At 64.5% G+C, this 23,981-nt stretch carries 24 protein-coding genes and 2 riboswitches; of the genes, 16 read left to right on the forward strand and 8 right to left on the reverse strand.

What is annotated here, in order from left to right:
• Positions 1-47 precede the first annotated feature (47 nt).
• Positions 48-1,505 carry a M81 family metallopeptidase gene (locus tag RCF49_RS02845; RefSeq protein WP_342642538.1) on the forward strand — a complete coding sequence of 486 codons (1,458 nt, stop codon included), beginning with the start codon at positions 48-50 and terminating at the stop codon, positions 1,503-1,505.
• A gap of 115 nt (positions 1,506-1,620) precedes the next feature.
• On the opposite strand, the gene RCF49_RS02850 is transcribed toward RCF49_RS02845, so the two are convergent.
• The 3 genes from RCF49_RS02850 to bluB form a co-directional block, all read right to left on the reverse strand.
• Positions 1,621-2,322: a CbtA family protein gene (locus RCF49_RS02850; protein WP_342642539.1), complete on the reverse strand. Its 702-nt coding sequence runs from the start codon at positions 2,320-2,322 to the stop codon at positions 1,621-1,623.
• Positions 2,323-2,325: 3 nt separating this feature from the next.
• Positions 2,326-2,520, reverse strand: coding sequence for a CbtB domain-containing protein (locus RCF49_RS02855; protein ID WP_342642540.1), 195 nt, complete (start codon positions 2,518-2,520; stop codon positions 2,326-2,328).
• Between the two features lie 37 nt (positions 2,521-2,557).
• A riboswitch (cobalamin riboswitch) is annotated at positions 2,558-2,757 on the reverse strand.
• Between the two features lie 26 nt (positions 2,758-2,783).
• Entirely contained in the window at positions 2,784-3,437 is a 654-nt protein-coding gene (gene bluB, locus RCF49_RS02860) for a 5,6-dimethylbenzimidazole synthase (RefSeq protein WP_342642541.1), read from the reverse strand.
• Positions 3,438-3,487: 50 nt separating this feature from the next.
• On the opposite strand from bluB, the gene cbiB reads away from it, so the two are divergent.
• Positions 3,488-4,477: an adenosylcobinamide-phosphate synthase CbiB gene (cbiB, locus tag RCF49_RS02865; RefSeq protein WP_342642542.1), complete on the forward strand. Its 990-nt coding sequence runs from the start codon at positions 3,488-3,490 to the stop codon at positions 4,475-4,477.
• Here cbiB and RCF49_RS02870 read toward each other — a convergent pair.
• Genes RCF49_RS02870 through cobU form a run of 3 tightly spaced genes read right to left on the reverse strand, consistent with a single transcriptional unit; the run spans position 4,461 to position 7,089 of the window.
• Positions 4,461-5,927 carry a cobyric acid synthase gene (locus RCF49_RS02870; protein ID WP_342642543.1) on the reverse strand — a complete coding sequence of 489 codons (1,467 nt, stop codon included), beginning with the start codon at positions 5,925-5,927 and terminating at the stop codon, positions 4,461-4,463. The two genes, cbiB and RCF49_RS02870, sit on opposite strands and share 17 nt — an antisense overlap.
• Positions 5,928-5,942: 15 nt before the next feature.
• Positions 5,943-6,557, reverse strand: a complete 615-nt coding sequence (gene cobO, locus RCF49_RS02875) for a cob(I)yrinic acid a,c-diamide adenosyltransferase (protein ID WP_342642544.1) — start codon at positions 6,555-6,557, stop codon at positions 5,943-5,945.
• A gap of 7 nt (positions 6,558-6,564) precedes the next feature.
• A complete protein-coding gene (gene cobU / locus RCF49_RS02880) occupies positions 6,565-7,089 on the reverse strand; it encodes a bifunctional adenosylcobinamide kinase/adenosylcobinamide-phosphate guanylyltransferase (RefSeq protein WP_342642545.1) in 525 nt (174 codons plus the stop codon).
• Positions 7,090-7,123: 34 nt separating this feature from the next.
• A riboswitch (cobalamin riboswitch) is annotated at positions 7,124-7,329 on the forward strand.
• 143 nt (positions 7,330-7,472) lie between these two features.
• Here cobU and RCF49_RS02885 point away from each other — a divergent pair.
• Genes RCF49_RS02885 through cobJ form a run of 7 tightly spaced genes read left to right on the forward strand, consistent with a single transcriptional unit; the run spans position 7,473 to position 15,704 of the window.
• Complete coding sequence (locus RCF49_RS02885; protein ID WP_342642546.1) at positions 7,473-7,913, forward strand: DUF1636 domain-containing protein; 441 nt, start codon at positions 7,473-7,475, stop codon at positions 7,911-7,913.
• Positions 7,910-8,953, forward strand: coding sequence for a cobalamin biosynthesis protein CobW (cobW, locus tag RCF49_RS02890; RefSeq protein ID WP_342642547.1), 1,044 nt, complete (start codon positions 7,910-7,912; stop codon positions 8,951-8,953). Before RCF49_RS02885 ends, cobW begins: the two co-directional genes overlap by 4 nt.
• 24 nt (positions 8,954-8,977) lie before the next feature.
• Positions 8,978-12,355: a cobaltochelatase subunit CobN gene (gene cobN, locus RCF49_RS02895; protein WP_342642548.1), complete on the forward strand. Its 3,378-nt coding sequence runs from the start codon at positions 8,978-8,980 to the stop codon at positions 12,353-12,355.
• Complete coding sequence (gene cobG / locus RCF49_RS02900; protein WP_342642549.1) at positions 12,352-13,602, forward strand: precorrin-3B synthase; 1,251 nt, start codon at positions 12,352-12,354, stop codon at positions 13,600-13,602. The genes cobN and cobG overlap by 4 nt, the downstream gene beginning before the upstream one ends.
• Positions 13,586-14,218, forward strand: coding sequence for a precorrin-8X methylmutase (locus RCF49_RS02905; protein WP_342642550.1), 633 nt, complete (start codon positions 13,586-13,588; stop codon positions 14,216-14,218). The genes cobG and RCF49_RS02905 overlap by 17 nt, the downstream gene beginning before the upstream one ends.
• The gene (locus RCF49_RS02910; RefSeq protein ID WP_342642551.1) at positions 14,215-14,946 is read left to right on the forward strand and encodes a precorrin-2 C(20)-methyltransferase; all 732 of its coding nucleotides are present in this window, start codon (positions 14,215-14,217) and stop codon (positions 14,944-14,946) included. The genes RCF49_RS02905 and RCF49_RS02910 overlap by 4 nt, the downstream gene beginning before the upstream one ends.
• Complete coding sequence (gene cobJ / locus RCF49_RS02915; RefSeq protein ID WP_342642552.1) at positions 14,943-15,704, forward strand: precorrin-3B C(17)-methyltransferase; 762 nt, start codon at positions 14,943-14,945, stop codon at positions 15,702-15,704. Before RCF49_RS02910 ends, cobJ begins: the two co-directional genes overlap by 4 nt.
• Here the strand turns inward: cobJ and RCF49_RS02920 are convergent.
• A complete protein-coding gene (locus RCF49_RS02920) occupies positions 15,671-16,438 on the reverse strand; it encodes a cobalt-precorrin-6A reductase (protein ID WP_342642553.1) in 768 nt (255 codons plus the stop codon). The genes cobJ and RCF49_RS02920 overlap by 34 nt on opposite strands.
• A 62-nt stretch (positions 16,439-16,500) precedes the next feature.
• Between RCF49_RS02920 and cbiE the strand changes: the two genes are divergently transcribed.
• From cbiE to RCF49_RS02945, 5 genes are read left to right on the forward strand one after another with little or no spacing between them, the layout of a single operon-like run.
• On the forward strand, positions 16,501-17,715 hold the full coding sequence (gene cbiE, locus RCF49_RS02925) for a precorrin-6y C5,15-methyltransferase (decarboxylating) subunit CbiE (RefSeq protein ID WP_342642554.1): 1,215 nt from the start codon (positions 16,501-16,503) through the stop codon (positions 17,713-17,715).
• Entirely contained in the window at positions 17,694-18,128 is a 435-nt protein-coding gene (locus RCF49_RS02930; protein WP_342642555.1) for a cobalamin biosynthesis protein, read from the forward strand. Before cbiE ends, RCF49_RS02930 begins: the two co-directional genes overlap by 22 nt.
• Positions 18,125-18,889: a precorrin-4 C(11)-methyltransferase gene (gene cobM / locus RCF49_RS02935; RefSeq protein WP_342642556.1), complete on the forward strand. Its 765-nt coding sequence runs from the start codon at positions 18,125-18,127 to the stop codon at positions 18,887-18,889. The genes RCF49_RS02930 and cobM overlap by 4 nt, the downstream gene beginning before the upstream one ends.
• Positions 18,886-19,695 (forward strand): uroporphyrinogen-III C-methyltransferase, encoded by an 810-nt coding sequence (gene cobA / locus RCF49_RS02940; protein ID WP_342642557.1) that lies wholly within the window; start codon positions 18,886-18,888, stop codon positions 19,693-19,695. The genes cobM and cobA overlap by 4 nt, the downstream gene beginning before the upstream one ends.
• Complete coding sequence (locus tag RCF49_RS02945; RefSeq protein WP_342642558.1) at positions 19,695-21,023, forward strand: cobyrinate a,c-diamide synthase; 1,329 nt, start codon at positions 19,695-19,697, stop codon at positions 21,021-21,023. The genes cobA and RCF49_RS02945 overlap by 1 nt, the downstream gene beginning before the upstream one ends.
• A 21-nt stretch (positions 21,024-21,044) precedes the next feature.
• Here the strand turns inward: RCF49_RS02945 and hpnA are convergent, their stop codons facing one another.
• Positions 21,045-22,040, reverse strand: coding sequence for a hopanoid-associated sugar epimerase (gene hpnA, locus RCF49_RS02950; RefSeq protein WP_342642559.1), 996 nt, complete (start codon positions 22,038-22,040; stop codon positions 21,045-21,047).
• A gap of 86 nt (positions 22,041-22,126) precedes the next feature.
• Here hpnA and hpnK point away from each other — a divergent pair, with 86 nt between their 5' ends.
• Both hpnK and RCF49_RS02960 read left to right on the forward strand, forming a co-directional pair.
• Positions 22,127-22,987 carry a hopanoid biosynthesis-associated protein HpnK gene (gene hpnK / locus RCF49_RS02955; protein ID WP_342642560.1) on the forward strand — a complete coding sequence of 287 codons (861 nt, stop codon included), beginning with the start codon at positions 22,127-22,129 and terminating at the stop codon, positions 22,985-22,987.
• Positions 22,988-23,070: 83 nt separating this feature from the next.
• A complete protein-coding gene (locus RCF49_RS02960) occupies positions 23,071-23,946 on the forward strand; it encodes a phytanoyl-CoA dioxygenase family protein (protein ID WP_342642561.1) in 876 nt (291 codons plus the stop codon).
• Positions 23,947-23,981: the final 35 nt, after the last annotated feature.

The following is a 23,981-nucleotide window of genomic DNA, read 5'->3' on the forward strand; positions in this document are numbered from 1 at the left end:
GGCGATTCTCATGAACCCATCTGTCATGCGTACCCGGACCCGCCCTCATGAAGCTCTTCATTGCCGGTTTCGACACCGAGACGAATACTTTTGTGCCGCAGCCCACCAGCCGGCGGGGCTTCGAGGAAGGGTTCATAGCCCATGGCGATGCCACCCGGCGGCCTGAGAACTATTGCTCGGCCCAGCTCCATATCTGGCGCCGCCGCGCCGAAGAGAACGGCATCGAGGTCGCGGAATCCCTATGCACCTATGCGGAGCCCGGTGGCCTGATCATCCGCCAGGTCTACGAGGAACTGCGTGATGAGATCCTGCACGATTTGAAGGCAGCCGGCCCTGTCGATATGGTGCTGCTCGCCCTTCACGGCGCCATGGCCGCGGAAGGTTATGATGATTGCGAGGGCGACATTCTCGCCCGCATCCGTGCGGTTGCGGGCCCGCGTGCCATTATCGGCGCCGAGTTTGACCTTCACGCCCATTTGACCGACACCATGGTCCGGCACCCCGATATTCTCGTGGGCTACAAGGAATATCCCCACATAGACATTCCGGATCGTGCCGAAGAGCTGTTTGCCCTTGCTTATGACGCGGCGCAGGGTAGGACCCGGCCTGTCATGGCCCTCTCCGACTGCCGCATGATCGGCACCTTCCGCACCACCGAACAGCCTTTGCGCGGCTTCGTTGATCAGATGATGGAAATGGAAGGGCGCGACGGCATTCTCTCGGTCTCCCTCAGCCATTCCTTCCCCTGGGCCGACAATCCTGATGTCGGGGCGAAGCTGCTGGTGGTCGCCGATGGTGATCGGAACCACGCGCAAACCGTGGCCGACCGGCTGCGTGATGAGCTCTTCGCGATGCGCCATGCCATCGCCCCGCGCTTCCTGAGCTTCGATGCAGCCCTGGACGAAGCACTCGCCACGCCTGGCGCTCCCGTGGTGATCGCCGACGTCGCGGACAATGCGGGCGGCGGCGCGCCGAGCGATTCAACCTTCTGCCTGAAACGCATGCTTGAGCGCGGCATCACCAATGCCGCAAGCGGCTATTACTGGGACCCCATCGCGGTGAAATTCTGCTTCGACGCAGGCCTTGGCGCGCGCTTCCGGCTGCGCTTGGGGGGCAAATGTGGTGAGACATCGGGCGATCCCGTCGATCTCACCGTAACGGTCAAGGGCCTTGCCGAGAATGCGACCCAGCGCTTCGGCCGGGCCGTGGGCTCGCTCGGTGCTGCCGCCTGGGTCGAGGCCGAAGGCATCGATATCGTGATCAACAGCCAGCGCACCCAGGTCTTTCACCCCGAAGGCTTCGCGGCCCTCGGCCTTGATGTGCGCGAGCGCAAGATTGTGGTGGTGAAGTCGATCCAGCACTTTCATGCGGGATTTGCACCCATTGCCGCAAAGATCCTCTATGCGGCGACCCCCGGCGCGCTCAGCCCCGATTTCGCCAACCTGCCTTATACGAAGCTCGCCCGGCCATATTGGCCAAGGGTTGAGGATCCGTTCGGCGATTGAGCCTGATCGGACCCGTCAGGCCGGTGACGACGCGGCAACCCCGGCGGTCATGCCTAGGCTTGACCAGGGCATCCAGACCGCAAATGACCCGCGCTTTCGCTTAAACGCCGACGGCTCAATCCGCGGTCATGCGCGAAACCGCAAAGCCCGCCGCCACCGCCGGCAGGATCCAGACGAGAGCCTGCACCACCAGCGACGCGGACGCAAAGGATGCCGCAATTTCGGCCGGCACTTGGCTCGCCACCTCTTGCGTGTGCGGCGCACCGATCAGATGTGGCAGGCAGATCAGCACCACGCCGAGCCCGACCCACAGCGCCGTCCGGCCAAAGGCAAAGCATGCGAGCGCCGCGGCGGTCGCAATCGCCGTGCCGGCCCACCAGAGCTGGCGCGCGCCGAGATCCACATAGGCCGCACCCGGCAATTCCGGCGCAAGGCCCAGCGCCGGCGCAAGCCCGGTGGCAATGAACCCGGCCATCGCCCAGGGTACGATGCTGCGGGCGCTGATCGCCTCGCCCTTCACCCACATGGCCGCAAGCAGCATCCACGCATAGCCGACCGCGACAACGCAGGTCATCACGCTGGTCGAGAACAGCCGCGCGAAGTCATTTCCGCCCGCCTCGCCCGCAGCCGGGCCGTGAGCCGGACCATGGGCGAGCCAGAGCAGCGCGCCGTTGAGCGTCGCCTGCGCGGCCTCTTGTGCCTCGAACAATTCCGCGTGGAGGATGAGCGGCGTCGTCGTTACCGCCTGAATTGCGGCAACGGCGATTCCTCCGGCCAGGCCTCCGATGAGGCCGCCGGCGAGAACTTTGCCGAACATGGGCTAGTGGCAGGGATAGGAGAGCGCGTGCCGCGTGTCATGCGCCGCATCATGCAGGCTCTGCGCATGAGAGAAACCGGCGAGGAAAACCAGCGCGGTACCCATGGCGAAGATCAGTGCCGGCGCGGCCAGCCGCGACAGGACGGATGAGGATGATGCGCGATCCGACGCTGCGGTCATGCGGGTTTCAACAGCCATAGCACTTGCCTCCTGCCGCTCCACCGGCGGCCTCTCGAACAGCTCCAGGGGACCGGCAGGTCTACTGGCTCGCGCCTCGATCGCTCCGATCCTCCCTTCCCGGCTGCTGCCAGTGGGTCAACAGGACGGAGCTCGGCGCCTACAGTTGCGGGGACAGCCGCGGCTTTTCCCGTGCTTGTCGCACGAATCACCGTGTTCCCTCTTCGCCCTTGCGGGACCGATCCGGTTGCGACGCTACTTCAGCGCCACGGCCCTGTCGAGCCTCATTTCACGAAGATGCGAGCGCTGGGATCGGTTTTCGCTTGCCATCCGACCCGCGCGAGCTCGGGCACCACATTTGCGTCCTGAGGATAGCCGAGGCACAGATACCCGATGAGCCGCCAGGACGGCGCCCGGGCGAGCAGAGCCTTGATCGCCGCCGGATCAAGAATCGACACCCAGCCGATGCCGAGACCATGGGCGCGCGCCGCAAGCCATAAGGTATGAATGGCACTCACGGCGGAGTAATGCAGCATCTCCGGCATGGTCTGGCGTCCTAATCCCCTGCCTTGCGAACAGGCCTCCTCGACGAAGACCGCAAGGTGGACCGGCGCATCATCAAGCCCGGCGAGCTTGAGCCGGGCATAAAGGGCTGCATCCTCTCCCTCATAGCCTTCGAGCGCGCGCGCATTGACCGTCTCGAAATTGGCGCGTACCGCCTCCCGGGCAGCTTCGCTCTCGACCCGCACGATCCGCCAGGGCTGGCTATTGCCGACCGATGGCGCGAGATCAACGAGGCCTAGCAGATAATCGAGCAGATGTTCGTCCACCGGATCGCGGCGGAAATGGCGCACATCCCTGCGCCAGCGCAGCAGGGATTCGAGCTCCGCCCGGAACCCATCACTAAACACTGGTCCTATCAAATGCTTGTCGGTCATGCGATCCCCGCATACACCGCCTATCATTGCCCTATCCAGCGCGATCGCCAATGATCCATTCTCAAAATCTGCTCATATTATTCATTGCTTTGCCGGTCGAGGCAGTCCTCGGCTATCCCGACCGCTTGTTTCGTGCGATCGGTCATCCCGTCACCTGGATCGGGATGCTGATCTCAAAGCTCGATCAAGGCCTCAACCGCAGCAGCGATCCTGACGGCGCACGCCGGCTCAAGGGCACGCTTGCCTTAGCGCTGCTTCTGGTTGTGACCGGAGCGGTGGCGATCGCGGCGGAGCGGCTGCTTGATGCGCTGTTGCCGGCCCCGCTGGCGATCATGGCCCTGGCCGTTCTCGCCTCGACCCTCATCGCCCAGCGCAGCCTCGATCGCCATGTTCTGGCCGTCGCCGAAGGCCTTGAGCGCGACGGGCTGGCCGGTGGAAGGCGAGCGGTCTCCCAGATCGTCGGTCGCAATCCGGAGGCCCTGGATGAACCAGCGGTGTGCCGGGCGGCCATGGAAAGCCTGGCTGAGAATTTTTCCGACGGCGCGGTGGCGCCGGCCTTCTGGTGCGCGATCGCCGGTCTGCCGGGAATCAGCCTTTACAAGGCCGTCAACACGGCCGACAGCATGATCGGCCATAGGACAGAGCGTTACGCGGCCTTTGGCTGGGCCGCCGCAAGGCTCGATGATCTCGTGAACCTGCCTGCATCGCGGCTTTCCGCCCTCTGGCTGATCATCGCCGCCGCGCTCCTGCCCGATTGCCAAGTGCGCAGCGCCTGGCAGGCGATCTGGCGCGATGCTCGCCACCACAAATCCCCCAATGCCGGCTGGCCGGAGGCGGCCCTGGCCGGCGCCCTGGGGCTGAAGCTGAATGGTCCCAAAATTTATGGGGACACCCTGCGTAACGATGCCTGGATGGGCGATGGCCGCAGCGAGGCAACACCCGCCGACATCAGGCGCGCCTTATGCCTCTATCGGCTGGCCTGCGCGATACAAGGCTTCGCGGTCCTCACGGCACTGCTCATGGTCAGCGCGCTCGTTTGAGGATGCCGTCTATGTCAAGATGCCGTTCGAGATGGGCAGCGAGCCTGTCCAGCGCATCTTCGACCGCCTGCTCATGCGAGACCCCGGACGCTTCACCGCCGAGCTTGCGGATGAAGGCCGCGCGTTGCCGGTCATCCCCGAACAGCCCGTGCACATAGGTGCCCATCACCCGGCCATCACCCGATCGCGCGCCATCAACCCGGCCATCCCCGAGCCGCAGCACGGGGCTGGTCATCTCAGCGCCAGTGGTGCGGCCCACATGCATTTCATATCCCCGGAAAGGCACGCTATCGGGCACGCTTACGCCCTGAACCTCACGGAGAGTCTTATCGCCGGTGAGCACGGTTTCGACCTCGAGCAGGCCAAGGCCCGCGACCTCGCAAGCCGGCCCCTCGATGCCATACGGATCAGCAATCCTTCGCCCCAGCATCTGAAAGCCGCCGCAGATCCCGAGAACATGACCGCCCCGCCGCAGATGGGCCCGCAGATCGATATCCCAACCATTGGCAATGAATGCGTGAAGGTCGGCAATCGTGGCTTTTGACCCCGGCAGCACGATGAGCTTGGCATCACCCGGCAGCGGCTCGCCCGGCTTGACCAAGATGAGGTCGACACCCCCTTCGGCAGCAAGCGGATCGAAATCATCGAAATTGGCAATGCGCGGCAGCAGCGGCACGGCGATCTTCACCTTTGCTTCAGGCTTGCGCGCGTCCAGCCGTTCGGCAAGGTCGAGCGCATCTTCCGCCGGCAATCGCGCCGCCTCCGGCAGAAATGGCACGAGCCCCAGCGGCGCCCAGCCGGTGCGCGATGCAATCTCCCGCATCCCGTCAGCAAAGAGGCTTGGATCACCGCGCATCTTATTGACGATGAAGCCGTCGATCATCTTGGCATCGTCAGCCTCCAGCACCGCCTTCGTGCCGACAAGGCTCGCAATCACGCCGCCCCGGTCGATATCCCCGACCAGCACCACCGGCACATTTGCCGCCCGGGCAAAGCCCATATTGGCAATGTCATTGGCTCGCAGATTGATCTCGGACGCACTGCCCGCGCCCTCGACCAGCACGATATCGGCCTCAGCCTTCAGACGAGCAAAACTGTCGAGCACGAAGCCCAGAAGCTCTCGCTTCACCGACTGGAACTGCCGCGCTCCCGCCTGCCCCCAGATCCGGCCCTGCACGATGACCTGCGCACCCGTCTCGCTTTGTGGCTTGAGCAGCACCGGATTCATATGGACCGAAAGCGGCAAGCGGGCAGCCCGCGCCTGGAGGGCCTGCGCCCGCCCGATCTCGCCGCCATCGGCGGTCACCGCCGCATTGTTCGACATATTCTGCGGCTTGAACGGGGCAACGCGAATGCCACGATGAGCGAGCGCGCGCGCAAGCCCGGCCACCACCAGCGACTTGCCCACATTGGAGCCCGTGCCCTGAAACATGATTGCCCGCGCCGTCATGAAGGATCGCTCCGCTCAGAACTCGATGCCGGGCTGCGCCTTCACTCCGGCCGCGAAATGGTGCTTCACCTGCCCCATCTCGGTCACGAGGTCCGCCGCCTCGATCAGGGCGGGCTTCGCGTTACGCCCCGTGACCACTACATGCAGATCCGGCCGCCGCGCCTTCAGCTTCTCCACCACCTGATCGAGCGGCAGATACTCATAGCGAAGCGCGATATTGAGCTCATCGAGGATCAGCAGGCGCAAATCCGGATCATCCATCAGAGCGCAAGCCTTGCCCCAGGCCGCTTCCGCCGCCGCGATATCCCGTGCCTTATCCTGTGTTTCCCAGGTGAACCCCTCGCCCATGCTGTGCCATTCGACGAGATCACCGAACCCTTCGAGCACCGCCCGTTCGCCGGTCGACCAGGCCCCCTTGATGAACTGCACCACCCCGACCTTGCCGCCATTGCCGATCATGCGCAGGGCGAGCCCGAAGGCGGCGGTCGATTTCCCCTTGCCCGGCCCCGTATGGACGATCAGCAAGCCTTTCTCCAGGGTCTTGGCGGCAACCTCCGCATCCTGGACCGCCTTGCGCTTGGCCATCTTGGCCCGGTGACGTTCCTGCTCGTCCTGATTGATCCCTGTCATTTCCCTCTCACTTCACCTGGAGCGGCAGGCCTGCCACCATCAGCACCACCCGATCCGCCCGCGCGGCGATCCTTTGGTTCAAGCGGCCCTGCTCGTCGCGAAATGCCCGCGCCAATGCATTCTCTGGCACGATGCCGAGCCCCACCTCATTGGAGACCATGACCACCGGGCCTTTGTGGCGGTCGATCGCCTGATCAAGCGCCGCGAACTGAGCCTGCAAATCGTGCGCCCCGAGCATGAGATTACTGAGCCACAAGGTGAGACAATCCACCAGCACCGGCTGGCTGGGGTCGAGAGAGCCGATGCTGCCAGCAAGATCGAGCGGGGCTTCGAGCGTCACCCAGCTCTCCGCGCGCCGGGCGCGGTGCTGAGCAATCCTTGCGCGCATTTCATCATCGAACGCCTGAGCCGTGGCGATATAGGCCCAGGGCGGCGCCTCGCTCGCCATTAGCTCTTCCGCATAGCGGCTCTTGCCCGACCGGGCACCGCCCAGAATGAGGGAGAGCTTTTGAAGACCACTGGCCAAGGCCATACCGTCCGATCTGATTGACAGGTCACCCCCGAGGTCATAGCTAAATGTGGACGGTTCTTCCATCATGGAAGATGAAAAGGGAATTCGGTGCAGCTCATGGGGAGCATGGGCCAATGCCGAAGCTGCCCCCGCAACTGTAAGCGTCGAGCTTGGGCGCTGTCCCACTGGCATGGGTGCCGGGAAGGGGTTCCAAGCGATCGAGGCGCGAGCCAGGAGACCTGCCGTCACATGATCCGGGTTGCCGGGCGGGGTGCGCCGGCTACGGACGGTATAGGTCCTCAGCCATGGCTTGAGGGTTCATGCCGGGATCTCGTCGGGGTCATCATCGCCATTCGCACCCGCTGCTGGCCGCATAGATATGCGGCGGACTGCGAGGAGCCCGCTTGACCGGAATCGGCCGACCAAAGCTGCATATTTGCGTAACCTGCCGCATGGCTGACGCGGCGCCGGAAGCCGATGGCGCGAGCTCATCGGCGTCGGGTGCCTCGAAGCCTCCTCACGGCCGCATCCTTTATGACACTTTGCGCGAACATCTGAGCGCGAAGGGTAATGCATCGCCCGTCGAGCTGGTGCCGGTCGTCTGCCTCGCCAATTGCGACGAGGGCTGCTCCGGCGCGATCTCCCAAGCCGGCAAATGGACCTATCTCCTCCGCCGCCTGTCGCCTGCGATCAGCGCCGATATTCTCACCTATTGCGAAGCCTATGCCGCATCCCCGACCGGCGGCGTGCTTCGCTCGAAGCGGCCAGCCTCCCTCAGCGAAGCGATTGGCGGCCGCGCTCCCGCCCCCGACCAGATTCTGCCTCGAATGGAGACGATCGAATGACTGTTGCGACGGGCAAGGTTCCAGCCACGGTGATCACCGGCTTTCTCGGCGCCGGCAAGACGACGCTCGTGCGCCACGTGCTTGAGAATGCCGGGGGCAAGCGCCTTGCCCTGATCGTCAATGAGTTCGGCACGCAAGGCGTCGATGGTGAGATCGTACGGGGTTGCGGCATCAGCTCATGTCCCGAGGAAAACATCGTCGAGCTGGCCAACGGCTGCCTGTGCTGCACGGTGGCGGATGAGTTCCTGCCCGCGATGGAGGCACTGCTGGATCGGCCGGAGCCGCCCCATCACATCATCATCGAAACGTCGGGGCTCGCCTTGCCCAAGCCCTTGCTCAAGGCGTTCGACTGGCCCTCGATCCGCTCGCGCGTCACCGTGGACGGCGTGATCGCGGTCGTCGATGGGCCGGCAGTGGCCGAGGGCCGATTTGCCGACAATCCCGACGCCGTCGATGCCCAGCGCCGTGCCGACGATAATCTCGACCACGACAACCCGCTGGAAGAGGTCTACGAGGATCAGCTCAATGCCGCTGATCTCATCGTGCTCAACAAGGCCGATCTGCTCGACCACGCCAAGTTAGACGCCCTCAAGGCCGAAATTGCAGCGAACATTCCCCGCGCTGTGAAGGTGATCCCGGCCCGCCAGGGGCAGATCGATCCGGCAATCCTGCTGGGATTGGGCGCTGCCGCCGAAGATGATCTGAGCGCGCGCCCCTCTCACCATGACAGTGTCGATGGCGAGCACGAGCATGACGACTTCGACAGCTTCGTCATCGATATTGCCGAGATCGATGATCCCGCGCCGCTCTTGAGCCGCCTCAAGGCTGCCGCGGAAGCCCATGACATTCTGCGCATCAAGGGCTTTGTGGGCGTGGCCGGCAAGCCGCTGCGGCTCTTGATCCAGGGCGTTGGCAGCCGGTTCAGCCATCACTATGACCGGCCCTGGTCGCCCACCGAGCCGCGCGATGGGAAGATCGTCATCATCGCCCAGAGCGGCTTTGACAGGCCCGCCATCGAGGCGATGGTCATTGGAGGTTGACGGCAGGAGCCGTCCGGTTGGTTCATGCACCTTCTGGTTCGAGACACGCGTTCGCTGGATGAGGCCGATATTGCGGTCGACCTCGACCATGCACCCGCGGACATGGCGTTTCTGTCCTTCTCGGATTCGGACTTAGGTGCGATCGCCGCAGCTTACGCCCGCGACAGGGAGCATCTGCCCTCCCTGCGCATCGCCAATCTCGGCCGCTTGCGCCACCCCATGTCGGTTGATCTCTATCTCGACAAGACCCTTCAGCATGCGCGCGTGATCATCCTGCGCGTACTGGGTGGTCTCGACTACTGGCGCTACGGCGTGCAGGAGCTGAGCGCGCTTTGTCGCGATCGCGGCATAGCCCTTGTCCTGCTCGAGGGTGACGACCGGCTGGATGATCGGCTTGCCGGCTATTCGACCACCTCGCCCGCGGCGCTGGAGCACTTCCGGGCTTATTTCCGCCACGGTGGACCGCAGAATATGGCATCGGTCCTTCGCTATGCCGCCCATCTCGCAGGCCTTGCGGCGGCAGAGCCAGCACGGGCTCAGCCTGTTCCGGCCGCAGGCGACCTCGATCTTGGGTTTGAGCTGCCCAACGTGCCCAAGGCTGCGATCATTCTCTACCGCGCTTACGTTCTTGCCGATGATCTCGCACCGGTTCATGCGCTGGCCAAAGAGCTTGCAGCATCGGGCATAAGCCCACATGCGGTTTACGTGACCAGCCTGAAGGATCCGGTGAGCGCCGCTTTCGTTGGGAATGCGCTTCGGCAACTCAAGCCCGATGTGATCCTGAACCTCACGGCCTTTTCCGCGCGCCGCGACGAGGATGGCACCTCGCCCTTGGATCAGGCGAATGTCCCGGTGCTCCAACTGGTGCTGTCCGGCTCGCCGCGCGAGGCCTGGGATGCATCCGCCCGTGGGCTCTCCGAAACAGACCTTGCCATGCATGTGGTGCTGCCCGAGCTTGATGGTCGGCTGCTCACCACCGCGGTTTCATTCAAGGCGGAACAGCCCGTATTGGGCCTCGATCTCACCCGCACAGTGCACGAACCCGATGCGGCCGGCATTGCCCATGCGGTTTCTCGCGCCAAGGGCTGGGTGCATCTGGCGCGGACGCCGAGGGGCGAACGCCGGCTCGCGCTGGTGCTTTCCGATTATCCTGGCGCCCAGGGGCAGGTCGCCCATGCGGTGGGCCTCGACGCCTTGGCCAGCACGGACGAGATCCTGCGGTGTCTGTCTGCTGCGGGCTACGCAACTTCAGCCAGCGAGGGCACCATCACGGATGCCATTCGCGCCGGCCTGACCGCGCCGGTGATGTCCGGCGAGGACTATGCGCGGGCTTACAGCGCATTGCCGCCTGCCCTGCGGGCGCGCATAGAGGCAGCCTGGGGCACGGTCGAGGATGACCCCGCCTTTCGCGATGGCGCATTCCACCTCGCCTTTCACGAGGCTGGTAATGTTATCATCGCCATTCAGCCCGATCGCGGCCGGGCGCTCGATCGCAAGGCGCAATATCACGACCCCGATCTGCCGCCGCGCCATGCCTATATCGCCTTCTATCTGTGGCTGCGCGAAACGCGGCGTGTTCACGCGATCATCCATCTCGGCACCCACGGCACGCTCGAATGGCTGCCCGGCAAGGCGGTCGCCTTGTCGGCGGAATGCGCCCCCGCCGCGCTGCTCGGCGGCGTTCCCGTGGTCTACCCTTTCATCGTGAACAACCCCGGGGAGGCTGCTGCCGCCAAGCGCCGGCTCGGTGCCGTCATTATCGGCCATTTGACACCGCCGCTCAAAACCGCCGGCAGCCACGGAGCAGCCGCCGAGCTCGAGAAGCTGATCGATGAATATGCGGCAGCCGACGGGCTTGACCGCCGGCGCATGACGCTGCTCAAGCGCGACATTCTCGAGCGCGCCGCCGACGCCGGCCTCCTTGAGGAAAGCGGCGCCTCGGCCATGTTGGATGAGGACGAGGCGCTCGCGCGACTTGATGCCTATCTCTGCGATGTGAAGGACCTGCAGATCCGCGACGGGCTGCATGTCTTTGGCAAGCGCCTGGATGATGAGCGCCTTGCCGCGCTCGCAGCCTCCGTGGCCGCTTCCTCTCCAGGTTACCCACACGAAGAAATATCCGCCCGTCTTGCCGCCTGTGCCGAGGCCGAGCGGCAATCCTTGATCAGCGCGTTGGATGCACGCTTCGTGGCACCCGGTCCGGCGGGTGCCCCAAGCCGCGGCCGCGTCGACGTGCTGCCCACTGGCCGCAACCTGTTCACGGTCGACCCGCGCGCCGTGCCCACCCGCTCGGCCATGCTGCTCGCGGAAAAATCCGCACGCGAACTGATCAGGCGCCATCTGCAGGATACCGGCGAATGGCTCAACAGCGTGGTGCTCGATCTCTGGGGCTCGACTACCATTCGCACCGGTGGTGAGGATCTCGGCCTTGCCCTGGTGCTCATGGGCGTGCGGCCGGTCTGGGATGCCGGCTCGAACCGGGTGAGCGGCATAGAAGTGCTGCCCGAGGCACGTCTCGAGCACCCGCGGGTCGACGTCACCCTGCGCATCTCTGGCCTGTTTCGCGACGCCTTCGGCCAGCAGATCGCGCTATTCGACCAGGCGGTCCATGCGCTTGCCGAGCGCGCCGATGAGGCCGATGAATTCAACCCCTATGCGCGCGTTGCGCGCGGCCTCTCCGGCGCAGAGCGAAATAAGGTCCTGCAGCGCATCTATGGCAATGCCCCTCAAGCCTATGGCGTGACTCTAGGCACGCTGATCGAGGATGGCGCCTGGGAGGCCCGCTCTGATCTTGCCCGCGCCTATCTCGCAGCCTCCAGCCATGCTTACGGGCGCTATGGCGCAGCGGAGGCCGACCCCCGAGGCTTTGCCGCGCGCGTGGCAGAGGCACAGGCCTTCGTGCACCTTCAGGATCATCGGGAGATCGACCTGCTCGACAGCCTCGACTTTGCCGGCCACGAGGGCGGGTTTGCGGCCGCGGCGGAGCATCTGGGCGCATCCCCCCGCCTTTATCATGCCGATACCGCAGATCCGAATGCCCCCAATCTGCGGACCATCGAAGAGGAGGTGAAGCGCATCGTGCGGGGCCGCGCCGCCAACCCGCGCTGGATCGAGGGCATGATGAGGCATGGCTATCGTGGGGCGGCCGAAATCGCCCGCGGTCTCGATGGCCTGTTCGCCTTCGCTGCCACCCTCACCTGCCGCTTCGACCGTCAGTTCGAGCTCATTTTTGACGAGACTCTGGGCAACGAGGCGGTGCACGCCTTTCTTGGGCGGGAGAATCCCGATGCCCACGCCGCGATGGCTGCCCGTTTTGCCGAAGCGATCCGGCGCGATCTCTGGCGGCCACGGCGCAATGCGGTCTGGTCCATCCTCGCATCGGATGACGAGGCGCAGCCATGACAGCCGCCACGCGCGTCAAGGGCTGGTGCCCGAGCCTGCTGGCGCCCATGGTCTCGGGCGATGGGCTGTTGGTGCGGGTAAAGCCGAGCGCGGCCACCCTCACCCTCGCTCAGGCGCAGTCTTTGGCGCAAGCAGCACTGCGCGATGGCAACGGCATGATCGAGCTGACCAATCGGGCCAATCTGCAGATCCGCGGCCTCAGCCCAGAGACGGTCGACGCCTTCGCTGCCGCGATGCAGGCTGAGGGACTTGCCGCAAATGACGGCCCTTTCGAGCAAATCCGCAACATCTTAGCGAGCCCGCTGGGGCCCGAAGACCTGAGCGCGACTTTTGATTCTCACGCGCTTGCCGGCGAGCTTGAAGCCGCACTGGCGCAGTCTCCCGAGCTTCATCGCCTGCCGCCGAAATTTGGCGTCCTTATCGATGGGGGCGGTGCGCTATCACTCGCAGGGCACGAAGCGGATATCATGCTGAGGGCGCATTCTGGCGGGCTTGGCCTCTGGATTGGCGGTTCGGATCTGGCGGCACATGTGCAGCCCGGAAGCGCTGTGGAAGCGGCACTCGCGCTCGCCCTCGCCTTTCTCACGCTCGGCTCGAGCAGGACCCCGCCGCCGCGCCGCATGCGCGACCTCGTCTCGCAGATGGGCTCTGCTGCCATATTCGCCAAGGCCGGCCTTGCGGCCTCTCCCCGCACGCCGCCTGTCGCGCCGGCAGCGCGGCCGATGAGCGGACCCGGCTGGCTGAGCCTCGGCCTTCCCTTCGGCCAGATCGAGGCGCCGCGTCTTCTGAGCCTCATCGGCAAAGCCCGCGCCCTCGGCGCCGAAGCCTTGCACTGCACGCCCTGGCGGGCCTTCGTTGTGTCCGGGCTCGCGGAAGCGGCAATCGAGGACCTTCAGCACTGGGCGCGATCCGCGGGGTTGATCATCTCGCCCGATGATCCGCGCCTCACGATTGCCGCCTGCCCGGGCTATCCACATTGTGCCTCCGGCAGAACCCAAAGCCGCGCAGATGCCGAGCGTCTGGCGAGATCGGGTCTAGCGTCCGGAACCAGCCTCCATGTGTCCGGCTGCGAAAAGGGCTGTGCCCAGCCGAAAGCCGCACATTTCACGCTGGTCGGCGAGAGCGAAGAGCGCTATTCGCTCGTGCGAAACGGCCGCGCCGGCGACACACCGGTTGCAACGGGCTTGAGCCTGGATGCGGCCATCACCGAATTGCGTAAGGGGCGGAGCAATGCGCCGCGATTATGAGTATATCCGCGACGGTGCCGAAATTTACCGGCAGTCCTTCGCCACGATCCGCGCCGAGGCCAATCTTATGGGCTTCAATGCCGATGAGGCCCGCGTGGCTGTGCGCATCATCCATGCCTGCGGCATGGTCGAGATCGCGCAGGACATCGTCTTCTCGCCCGACTTCTACAAGGCGGCCCGCAAAGCGCTCGTCGAGGGCAAGCCTATCCTGTGCGATTCGAAGATGGTGGCGAATGGCATCACCCGCTCGCGCCTGCCGGCGGATAATGAGGTGATCTGCACCCTCGATGCGCCCGACATTGTCGAGCGCGCCCGTGCCATCGGCAATACCCGTTCTGCGGCGGCCCTCGATCTCTGGATCGATTGGCTGGATGGTGCGGTGGTGGCGATCGGTAATGCGCCGACAGCCCTGTTCAGGCTGCTGGAACTGATCGACCGAGGGGCACCGAAGCCCGCGGCGATCATCGGCATGCCGGTCGGCTTCGTCGGTGCGGCCGAATCAAAGGAGCTGCTTCTCGATTATGGCCACGTTCCCTGCGCCATCGTCCGCGGCCGCAAGGGCGGTAGTGCCATGGCCGTTGCCGCTGTCAATGCCATTGCCAGCGAGGTTGAGTGAGCGCCGTGGCCAAGCTTTATGGCATAGGCCTGGGGCCTGGTGATCCCGAGCTCATCACCCTGAAGGCGCAGCGGCTACTCGCATCCGCACCCGTGACCGCTTTCTTCGCCAAGCAGGGACGCTTGGGCCAGGCCCGCACCATCGCCACGCCGCATCTTAATCCCGAGACCCGCGAGCTGCGCTTCGACTATCCCTTCACCGTCGAGATCGCAGTGACCGATCCCCGCTATGTCAGGGGGATGGAAACCTTTTATGACGAGTGCGCCGGTAAGCTCGCCGCAATCCTCGATGCGGGTGATGATGTGGCGGTGCTCTGCGAGGGCGACCCCTTCTTCTACGGGTCCTTCATGTATCTCTATGACCGCCTGCATCACCGCTATGCGAGTGAGGTCGTGCCCGGTGTCACCGGCATGAGCGCCTGCTGGACCCGCGCCGGCGCGCCGATCGCCCATGGCGATGACGTGCTGACGGTTCTGCCCGGCACATTGCCGGAAGACGCCCTGCTAGCCAGGCTGAACGCCACCGATGCGGCTGTCATCATGAAGGTGGGGCGCAACCTCGCCAAGGTCCGCAGAGCCTTGCACGAAGCGGGGCTTATGGAGCGCGCCATTCTCGTCGAGGGCGGTTCTATGCGCACGGAACGGATCCGACCGCTGGCAGAGGTCACGGAAGAGACGGCTGGCTATTTCAGCATCGTCCTTATCCCTGGACGGCAGCGGGTGCGATGACGGGAAGCCTCACCATTATCGGCTTAGGCCCTGGCGCAGCGGAACTTCTGACGCAAGAAGCCAGAACATGCCTGGAAGAAGCATCCGACATCATCGGCTATGGCCCCTATGTCGATCGCGTGCCGGAGCGAGCGGGTCAGCGCAAACATCGAACCGACAATCGCGAGGAGCTGGGCCGCGCCCGCCACGCCCTCGACCTTGCTCAGAGTGGCGCCAGCGTGGCGGTCGTATCCTCCGGTGATCCCGGCGTTTTCGCCATGGCCTCGGCCGTCTTTGAGGCCGTCGAGCATGGCCCTGCCGAATGGCGCCGCCTCGATATCAGAGTGGTGCCCGGCATCTCCGCCATGTTTGCCACCGCGGCAGCCATAGGCGCACCCCTTGGCCATGACTTCTGCGCGATCTCGCTCTCCGATAACCTGAAGCCCTGGGAGCTGGTGCTGGCACGGCTCGAGGCTGCCGCCCGCGCTGATTTCGTGATCGCCCTCTACAATGCCCGCTCCAATGCCCGGCCCGATCACTTGGGCGAGGCCTTCGCGCGGCTGCGGTCCTGGCGCGCACCGGAAACGCCGGTCATTTTTGCAACCGCCATAAGCCGCCCGGAACAGCGCATCGACATTGTTGCGCTGCGCGATGCCGACCCCGCCCGCTGCGATATGCGCACCCTGGTGATGATCGGATCGAGCGCGACCCGGTTGATTGCGCGTCAGGACGGGAGCCCCTGGGTCTACACCCCGCGCTTTGCCAGGAGCCCCGCGTGAGGAGCGGTAAGCCAGTCATAGGCTTCGGCGGCGGATGTGAATTCGATATTGGCGGCCGGCTTAGGCGGCCGTTCGACCATGATGACCGGCAGGCCGAGAGCGCGCGCAGCATCGAGCTTTGCCTTTGTGGCATCCCCGCCCGAATTCTTCGTGACGATCACCTCGATTGCCTGCTCGCGCAAAACCGCTTCCTCGGCCGCCACATTGAACGGACCGCGCGCGAGAACGAGCGTGGTGTCGGGCGGCAGAGCCTCGGGCGGCGGCGCATCCACGCTGCGGATCACATAGGAATGATGCGGCGCCTTGGCCGCGGCTGCCACCTCCTTGCGTCCTATGGTCAGAAACACGCGCTTAGGATCAGCGCCGATCAGGCTGATCGCCTGGTCGAGATTGCCGGCGGAAATCCAATGATCGCCCGCAGCGGGTATCCAGCCGGGCCGGCGGATGGCCGCGAGCGGCAGTCGGGCCGCATCGCAAGCCAACCGCGCATTGGCCGAGATCACGGCCGCGAACGGATGGGTCGCATCGATCACCAGGTTAAACCCCTCTTTCGCCAAGACCCGCGCCAGCCCCTCTGCGCCGCCGAAGCCGCCGATGCGTGTCGCTATGGGCAGCCGCGCGGGCTTGGTGGTTGCACCTGCAAGCGAGAGGGTTGGATCAAAGCGCGGGTCATCAGCGAGCAGCCGCGCCAATGCCGCCGCTTCACTCGTGCCGCCGAGGATCAAGAGCTTCATCGCGCCATGCTGTTCCACAAGGCTGATGGGCTGCCAAGCCTTTTTGCGCGCGAGGCTTGCCCATGAGCGCATCCCCCTGGCTGAGCCTGATCGGGATTGGTGAGGATGGCTTGGCCGGCCTCTCGGGCACGGCGGGCCTGCTGATCGAGCAGGCCGCCTTGGTGGTGGGCGGCCCGCGCCATCTAGAGATGGTCGAGCGCTCAGGCAAAGGTCGCAAGCTTGCCTGGGTGAGCCCCATTGCGGAAACGCTGCCGGAAATCACGAGGCGCCGCGGCGATCCTGTCGTGGTGCTAGCCTCCGGTGATCCCTTCTTCTACGGCATCGGCAACCTTTTGGCGCGCTCAGTCGCACCGGGCGAGATGCTGGTGATCCCTGCCCTCTCCTCTGTTTCCCTGGCCACCGCTCGCCTTCACTGGCCCTTTGAAGAGATCAGCATCATATCCCTGTGCGGCAGGCCGATAGAGGGCCTGGCGCCCCTGCTTCAGACCGGCCGGCGTCTGCTTGCGCTCTCAGCCGACGAAACCACACCCGCTGCGGTCGCCGGCTATCTGAGCCAGCGCGGTTTCGGTCAGAGCACCATCCATGTGCTCGAACGGCTTGGTGGCAAGGCCGAGCGGATCCGTCAGACCCGCGCGGATCAATTTAACCTTCCCGATATCGCGCGGCTCAACCTCCTCGGCATCGAGCTTGCTGCTGGACGGGAGGCGATCATCATTTCCGTGACGAGCGGTCTCGATGATGCCCTCTTCGCGCATGACGGGCAGCTTACCAAGCGCGAGATCCGCGCGGTCACTCTTTCGAGCCTCGCCCCGCGCGCGGGCGAGCGCCTGTGGGATATCGGCTGCGGCTCCGGCTCCATTTCCACTGAATGGGCCTTAAGCCATCCCGCCAACCGGGCATTGGCGATTGAGGAGAATGGTGGGCGCGCGGCCAATGCCGCCCGCAACGTGACGGTCCTCGGTGTCTCACGGCAGGTTGAGATCATCCACGGCCACGCGCCCGAGGCCTTGATCGACCTTGCCGAACCCGATGCTGTCTTCATCGGCGGCGGCCTCCGGGATGGGGTGCTTGATGCCGCATGGTCACGGCTGAAGCCTGCTGGCCGCATGGTGGTGAATGGCGTCACCCTTGAGGCGGAAGCGGCACTGATAGAGGCCTATCACCGCTTTGGCGGTGATCTCACCCGGCTCTCGGTCGAGCGGCTGGACCGGATCGGCACGATGCATGGCTTTCGGCCGGCAATGACGGTGCTGCAATGGCGCGCGGTGAAGCCATGATCATTGCCGGCCTCGGTATGCGCCCAAATTGCCCCGCGCAGGATCTCCTGGACCTGATCGAGCGCGCGCAAGCTGCATGCGCCGGCCAGCCGATCAGTGCACTCGCCGCGCCCCGGTTTCGCAGCACCGAGCCCGGCTTGGCGCAAGCCGTGAGCAGGCTCGCTCTGCCGCTCATGCTGGTCGACAATCAGGCCCTTGCCGCGGTCCAGCATCTTTGTCCCACCCGCTCCGCGCGTGCAGAAGCCACGACCGGCTTCGCGTCCGTGGCCGAAGGCGTCGCATTGAGCGCCGCAGGACCCGGCGCCTCCCTCATTCTGCACAGGATCGCCAACGGGTCGGCAACCTGCGCGCTCGCTCAAAGCGCTGAGGCCTTGCGGCGCGAGCCAGCGGCAGAGCCGAGGATGCAAGCATGACCATCCACTTCATCGGAGCAGGCCCCGGCGCACCGGACCTCCTGACGATCCGCGGCCGCGATTTGATCAGCTCTTGTCCTGTCTGCCTCTATGCGGGCTCGCTGGTTCATCGGGAGATCCTCGAATTTTGCCCCGAGGGCTGCCGCATCATTGATACCGCGCCCATGAGCCTTGATGAGATCATCGCGGAAATGCTCAAGGCCCATCACGCGGGCGAGGACGTTGCGCGGCTTCATTCGGGAGACCTCTCGATCTGGAGCGCCATGGGCGAGCAGCACCGCCGTCTAGACCAGCTCGGCATTCCCTATACCGTCACCCCCGGAGTACCTTCCTTCGCGGCAGCGGCGGCCGCCCTGAAGACGGAGCTGACCCTGCCGGAGGTCGCCCAATCCGTCGTGCTGACCCGCACCTCTGGCCGTGCCTCCGCCATGCCCGAGCGCGAGCGCCTCGCAAGCTTCGCTGAAACCGGCGCAACCCTCGCGCTGCATCTTTCGATCCACGTGCTGGACAGGCTGGTCGAGGAACTCATTCCCCATTACGGTGCCGACTGCCCTGTGGCCGTCGCCTATCGCGTGAGCTGGCCTGATGAGCGCATGATCCGGGGCACGCTTGGAACCATCTGCGCGCGCATCGGCGAGGATCGCCCGGAGCGCACCGCACTGATCCTTGTCGGCCGCGTGCTCGATTGCGACGACTTCGGCAACAGTGCGCTCTATGATCCCGGCTATCAACGCCGCTATCGCAACCGGAGTGAGGGATGATCGGCAGGATGATGGAAGACCTTCCCGGGCTCATGCCGCTGTTCCAGCCGGGCACGGTTTGGCTGTGCGGCGCAGGTCCCGGTGATCCCGGCCATCTCACCCTCTATGTAATCTCGGCGTTGCGGCAGGCGGATGTGATCGTGCATGACGCGCTGATTGATCCGCGCGTTCTCGATTTTGCGCGGCCTGAGGCCGAGCGCATCTTTGCGGGAAAGCGCGGCGGCAAGCCTTCGATTGCACAGGATGAGATCTGCGATACCCTGGTGAGCCTCGCCCGCCGGAACTTGCGGGTCCTGCGCCTCAAGGGTGGCGATCCCTTTGTCTTCGGCCGCGGCGGCGAGGAGATGCTGGCGCTTGCGGAAGCGGGTGTGCCCTTCAAGGTCTTTCCTGGCATAACCTCAGGCCTTGGCGGTCTCGCCATGGCCTCGATCCCTGCCACCATGCGCGGCATCAATCAGGCGGTGATCCTTGCAACCGGTCAGAGCGCCGATCATCACACCGGGCTCGATTGGATAGCACTCGCCAGGCTCAACCTCCCCGTCATTCTCTACATGGCCGTCCGTGCGCTGCCCCGCATTGCCGATCAGCTGATTGCGGGTGGCATGGCCCCGGAAACCCCCACTGCGGTGATTGAGAACGCAACCTTGCCGGACGAGCGGATTCTTATCTCGCGCCTCGACAGGGTGGCGACCGATCTCCAACATTCAGCCTTTGGCCCACCGGCTCTGGTGGTGATTGGCGAAGTGGTCCGGCTGCGCGAGCAGCTGCGCCGGCTTGCCTTCCAAGCAGCGCGCGAGGCGGTGTGATGGTGGATGCGCATCCGCGCGGCCTGATGCTGGCCGCCCCTCGTTCGGGCGCGGGCAAGACCACGGTCACTCTGGCCCTTCTCGCAGCGCTCAAGCGCCGCGGCCTCGATATACGCTCAGCCAAGACCGGCCCCGACTATATCGATCCCGCCTTTCATAGCGCCGCCACCGGGCGACCCACCTATAATTTCGACAGCTGGGCCATGCCCTTGGGCCTGCTCGACAGGCTGGCAGCCCAAACGGCCGAGACCGCCGACCTGTTCGTGGTCGAGGCCGCCATGGGCCTGTTCGATCGTATTGAAGGCCCCGTGGGCCGTCGCGGCGCACCGGCGGATATTGCCGCACGATATCAGCTGCCGGTTCTGCTGGTTCTGGACGTGTCCGGACAAGCCCATTCGGCAGCGGCAATCGCCCGCGGCTTTGCCAATCACCAGCCGGACGTGCGGATCGGCGGCGTGATCATCAACCGCTTCGGCAGCGAGCGCCATCTCCGTATGGTAAAGGGTGCGATCGAGGAGATCGGCCTGCCCGTCCTCGGCGCCATGCCCCGCGATCCAACCCTGGCGGTGAAGGAACGCCATCTCGGCCTTGTCCAGATCGATGAACATCCCGACGCCCCGGCGCTTCTCACGCGCTTTGCGGAAATCGGCGAAGCCCATCTCGACCTTGACCGCATCATTGCGCTTGCCGGTGCGAACATCACCAGCGAGATGAGCGAAAGCCAACGCCCGCTTACCCCACCTGGCCAGCGCATCGCGCTTGCCCGCGATATGGCCTTTACCTTTCTCTATGCCCATATCGTTGATGGCTGGCGGGCGCAGGGGGCCGAGCTTGTGCCCTTCTCACCCCTGGCCAATGAAGCGCCCCCCGATGACTGCGATATCTGCTGGCTGCCCGGCGGCTATCCTGAGCTCCATGCGGGCAGGCTGGCGAGCGCCGAACACTTCAAGGCAGGCCTTAGGCGCTTTGCCGCAACGCGCCCGGTTCATGGCGAATGTGGTGGCTACATGATTCTGGGCGAGAGCCTGGTTGATGGCGAAGGAACCATCCATGCCATGGTCGGCCTGCTCGGGCATTCCACCAGCTATGCCAAGCGACGGCTCCATCTCGGCTATCGCCGCGCCAAGCTGCTGCGCCCGTCGCCCTTGGGCGAGAGTGGCACCCTCCTTCGCGGCCACGAATTCCATTATGCGAGTGTGATCGCACCGGGCGAGGATGAACCGCTCGCCGAGCTCAGCGACGGTGAAGGCAAGCCCCTCGGAGCCGGCGGCCATCGCCGCGGCAATGTCTCAGGCACCTTCTTCCATGTTATAGCACTGGAAGGGTGAGCCGAGGCGGCGGTCATTCTCCTAAATCATGCCGGCCTTGCGGAACCACTCGACGGCATCGACGATCGCTTCTCGTGCGGGCCTCGGATGATAGCCGAGCTCGCGGCTGGCTTTGGCATGACTGAAGAACATCTTCTTGCGCGCCATCCGGACACCATCCACCGTCACGAATGGCTCGGAGCCTTTGAGCAGTCGAGCACCAAATTCTGCGCCATAGGCCAATGGCAGCACCGCCCCGTGCGGCAGCTTCACCCGTTTCGTGCGGCGCCCCTGCAATTCGTCCACCGTCGCGAGGATCTGCTCGAGCCCCATATTCTCCCCGCCCAGAATATAGCGCTCGCCTATCCGTCCCTTGGCATGGGCCAGGAGATGGCCTTCCGCCACATCATCCACATGGACGACATTGAGACCCGTATCCACGAAGGCGGGGATCTTGCCGAGCGCGGCCTGGACGATGATGCGGCCCGTGGGCGTCGGCTTGATATCGCGCGGACCGATCGGTGTTGACGGATTGACGACCACAAGCGGCAGGTCTTCGGCGCTGGCCGCCTTGCGCACCGCCTGTTCGGCCAGGAACTTGGAGCGCTTGTAATGGCCGATCATATCATTGACGGTGACCGGTGAGTCCTCATCCGACACGGTGCCATCGCCCTTGAGGCCGAGAACGGCGACACTGCTGGTATAGACGATGCGCGAGGCGCCTGCGGCTGTCGCGGCACGGGCCAGCGCGACCGACCCTTCCACATTCGTCTGATACATGATCTCCGGATCCGGAACCCAGAGCCGGTAATCCGCTGCAACGTGGAAGACATCCTCGACCCCGCGCAAGCCTTGTGCATAGCTGGCGGGGTCCCGCAGATTGCCTTCGATGATCTCCGCATCGATGCCTTGAAGGTTCCGGCGGTCCGATTGCGGTCGCGCCAGCAGACGCACGCTCCAGCCTCGTTCGACGAGCTTGCGCGCCACGGCCGACCCCACAAATCCCGTCGCACCGGTCACCAGGGCGATGCGCGCCATGGCCATATTCCTCCGTATCGCGAGCAGAGCGGCTGAACGTCTCCTCGCCTCTTGCTTGCACCTATCACTTCCAGTAGCTGAGGCCAATGCGCCCAGTCATCATCACCGCCGATGATTTCGGATTTAGCGAGGAAATCAACGAGGCTGTCGAGCAGGCTCACCGGGAGGGCGTGCTCGGGGCGGCAAGCCTCATGGTGACGGGCCCTGCCGCGGCCGATGCGATCGCCCGCGCCCGCCGGCTGCCAAGCCTGCGCGTGGGTCTTCACCTCGTACTCGTCCAGGGGGTTCCTGTCTCGCCGCCCGAAACGATTTCGGCTCTCGTCGATGATCGCGGCCGCTTTCATGACAATCTGGCCAAGGCCGGCCTCCTCTGGTTCTTCCATCCTGACGCGCGCCGGCAGTTGCGGCGGGAGATCCGCGCCCAGCTCGAAACCTTCACGAGGACGGGCCTGCCCCTCGATCACGTCAATGGCCACAATCATATGCAGGTGCATCCGACCCTGTTCAGAGAGCTTGTGCGGCAGCTCGAGCATTATCCAGGCACGGGCCTGCGCTTGCCCCGGGAGCCGTGGTCGATTGCGTCGGATGATTCGTCTTTGCTGACACGCTTGATCAGCATGCTGAGATGGTCGGTCATGGCGCCCTGTCTCGCTGTAATGCGGCAGCACTTGTTGCGGAATAGCATCAGTCATAATGAATGGTTACTGGGGATCAAGGATAGTGGCCATCTGGACGAGGAGACCTTGCTGAGCCTGCTTGACAGATTGCCGAGTGGGGTGTCAGAGATCCACTGTCATCCAGCAATGCGCCGTACGGCTGCGATTGCAGAAGCGATGCCAGGCTATGACAACGAGGCGGAGCTTGCCGCGTTGATAAGCCCGGCAGTTCGCGAGCGATTGTCAGCCTATGGTCTGCGGGTTCGGGGGTTTTCGGATAATCGGGACTGAGTCTCGTTAGGAGCTCGTTCGCCGGAATTCTTGGGCGCGCGCGTTACTGCTTGGTTGCTTAAATTTAATTCCATTGCAGGCACATGTTACACACTTCGCTCTCATCCAACGGCATCCCCCTCCCGACCACAGCGCAGTATGTGGGCTATCTCGCGGAGACTTCTGCACAGTCGGCTGCTGAGGGCGTGGCTAAGCGTCAATTCGCGCAAGACGGCTATTTGCTGATGCGCGATATTATCGACCGTGAGAAGGTTCTCGATATTCGCGAGGCCTATCTCAGGATGTTCGGCGAAACCTTCGTCAAGAACGGCGATTACCGTCGTGGGGAATTCTCGGGTGTCGCGCCCGAGGCCTTGCCCAGGCACGGCTTTCCCGGGCATCCAGCCCATGCTTTCGTTCGCAGTGAGATTTTTCTCAATTTTGTCGACAGCCCCGAATTCCGCAAGCTCGCCGAGGATCTGCTCGGCGGTCCGGTGGAGCGCGTGCGTCGCACCCCCCTTCGCCATTTCATCAAAGGCCAGAAGGCGGCCTCCCGCGCCCATATTGACCGCACTTATATCGACAGCCGAAAAGACGACTTCGTGACCCTCTGGATTCCGCTGGGCGATTGCCCGGTCGAAGCCGGCGGCTTGGTCTATCTCGAGGGATCCCATGAGGATGGATCCATGGAGGCAATCAAGGAAGTTGCGAAGACCGGGGCGGTCCCGACCGATCGGCCAGACGACTCCCGCCCGATCACCCATGATCTGCGGTGGATGTCCGATGTCACCCGGAAGCGCTGGCTCATGACGAACTACGGGGCCGGCGACGTAATCGCGCACTCTCCGGTTATTGTGCACGCTTCACTTGACTCTGCCTCAGATCTGATGCGGATCTCCACGGATGTGCGTTTCATCCGTGCTGGCGCGCCCTGTGACCCTCGTTGGCAACAGGATTGGTCAGCAGACGACGGTCATTAAACTCCGGTAGGCTGCTTGGCAGGTCAACTAACCCC

Origin of the sequence: Rhodoligotrophos sp. CJ14, assembly GCF_038811545.1 — a bacterium.
Taxonomy (GTDB): domain Bacteria; phylum Pseudomonadota; class Alphaproteobacteria; order Rhizobiales; family Im1; genus Rhodoligotrophos; species Rhodoligotrophos ferricapiens.

What these genes read in the sequence shown, in the direction of transcription:
- cbiB (WP_342642542.1), top strand. Translation starts at nt 3,488, where the DNA reads ATGATCCATTCTCAAAATCTGCTCATATTATTCATTGCTTTGCCGGTC.
- cobA (WP_342642557.1), top strand. Translation starts at nt 18,886, where the DNA reads ATGATCGGCAGGATGATGGAAGACCTTCCCGGGCTCATGCCGCTGTTC.
- cobG (WP_342642549.1), top strand. Translation starts at nt 12,352, where the DNA reads ATGACAGCCGCCACGCGCGTCAAGGGCTGGTGCCCGAGCCTGCTGGCG.
- cobO (WP_342642544.1), bottom strand. Translation starts at nt 6,557, where the DNA reads ATGACAGGGATCAATCAGGACGAGCAGGAACGTCACCGGGCCAAGATG.
- cobN (WP_342642548.1), top strand. Translation starts at nt 8,978, where the DNA reads ATGCACCTTCTGGTTCGAGACACGCGTTCGCTGGATGAGGCCGATATT.
- cobW (WP_342642547.1), top strand. Translation starts at nt 7,910, where the DNA reads ATGACTGTTGCGACGGGCAAGGTTCCAGCCACGGTGATCACCGGCTTT.
- RCF49_RS02855 (WP_342642540.1), bottom strand. Translation starts at nt 2,520, where the DNA reads ATGGCTGTTGAAACCCGCATGACCGCAGCGTCGGATCGCGCATCATCC.
- RCF49_RS02905 (WP_342642550.1), top strand. Translation starts at nt 13,586, where the DNA reads ATGCGCCGCGATTATGAGTATATCCGCGACGGTGCCGAAATTTACCGG.
- cbiE (WP_342642554.1), top strand. Translation starts at nt 16,501, where the DNA reads ATGAGCGCATCCCCCTGGCTGAGCCTGATCGGGATTGGTGAGGATGGC.
- hpnK (WP_342642560.1), top strand. Translation starts at nt 22,127, where the DNA reads ATGCGCCCAGTCATCATCACCGCCGATGATTTCGGATTTAGCGAGGAA.
- RCF49_RS02850 (WP_342642539.1), bottom strand. Translation starts at nt 2,322, where the DNA reads ATGTTCGGCAAAGTTCTCGCCGGCGGCCTCATCGGAGGCCTGGCCGGA.
- cobU (WP_342642545.1), bottom strand. Translation starts at nt 7,089, where the DNA reads ATGGCCTTGGCCAGTGGTCTTCAAAAGCTCTCCCTCATTCTGGGCGGT.
- RCF49_RS02960 (WP_342642561.1), top strand. Translation starts at nt 23,071, where the DNA reads ATGTTACACACTTCGCTCTCATCCAACGGCATCCCCCTCCCGACCACA.
- cobJ (WP_342642552.1), top strand. Translation starts at nt 14,943, where the DNA reads ATGACGGGAAGCCTCACCATTATCGGCTTAGGCCCTGGCGCAGCGGAA.
- RCF49_RS02845 (WP_342642538.1), top strand. Translation starts at nt 48, where the DNA reads ATGAAGCTCTTCATTGCCGGTTTCGACACCGAGACGAATACTTTTGTG.
- RCF49_RS02870 (WP_342642543.1), bottom strand. Translation starts at nt 5,927, where the DNA reads ATGACGGCGCGGGCAATCATGTTTCAGGGCACGGGCTCCAATGTGGGC.
- cobM (WP_342642556.1), top strand. Translation starts at nt 18,125, where the DNA reads ATGACCATCCACTTCATCGGAGCAGGCCCCGGCGCACCGGACCTCCTG.
- RCF49_RS02920 (WP_342642553.1), bottom strand. Translation starts at nt 16,438, where the DNA reads ATGAAGCTCTTGATCCTCGGCGGCACGAGTGAAGCGGCGGCATTGGCG.
- hpnA (WP_342642559.1), bottom strand. Translation starts at nt 22,040, where the DNA reads ATGGCGCGCATCGCCCTGGTGACCGGTGCGACGGGATTTGTGGGGTCG.
- RCF49_RS02945 (WP_342642558.1), top strand. Translation starts at nt 19,695, where the DNA reads ATGGTGGATGCGCATCCGCGCGGCCTGATGCTGGCCGCCCCTCGTTCG.
- bluB (WP_342642541.1), bottom strand. Translation starts at nt 3,437, where the DNA reads ATGACCGACAAGCATTTGATAGGACCAGTGTTTAGTGATGGGTTCCGG.
- RCF49_RS02930 (WP_342642555.1), top strand. Translation starts at nt 17,694, where the DNA reads ATGGCGCGCGGTGAAGCCATGATCATTGCCGGCCTCGGTATGCGCCCA.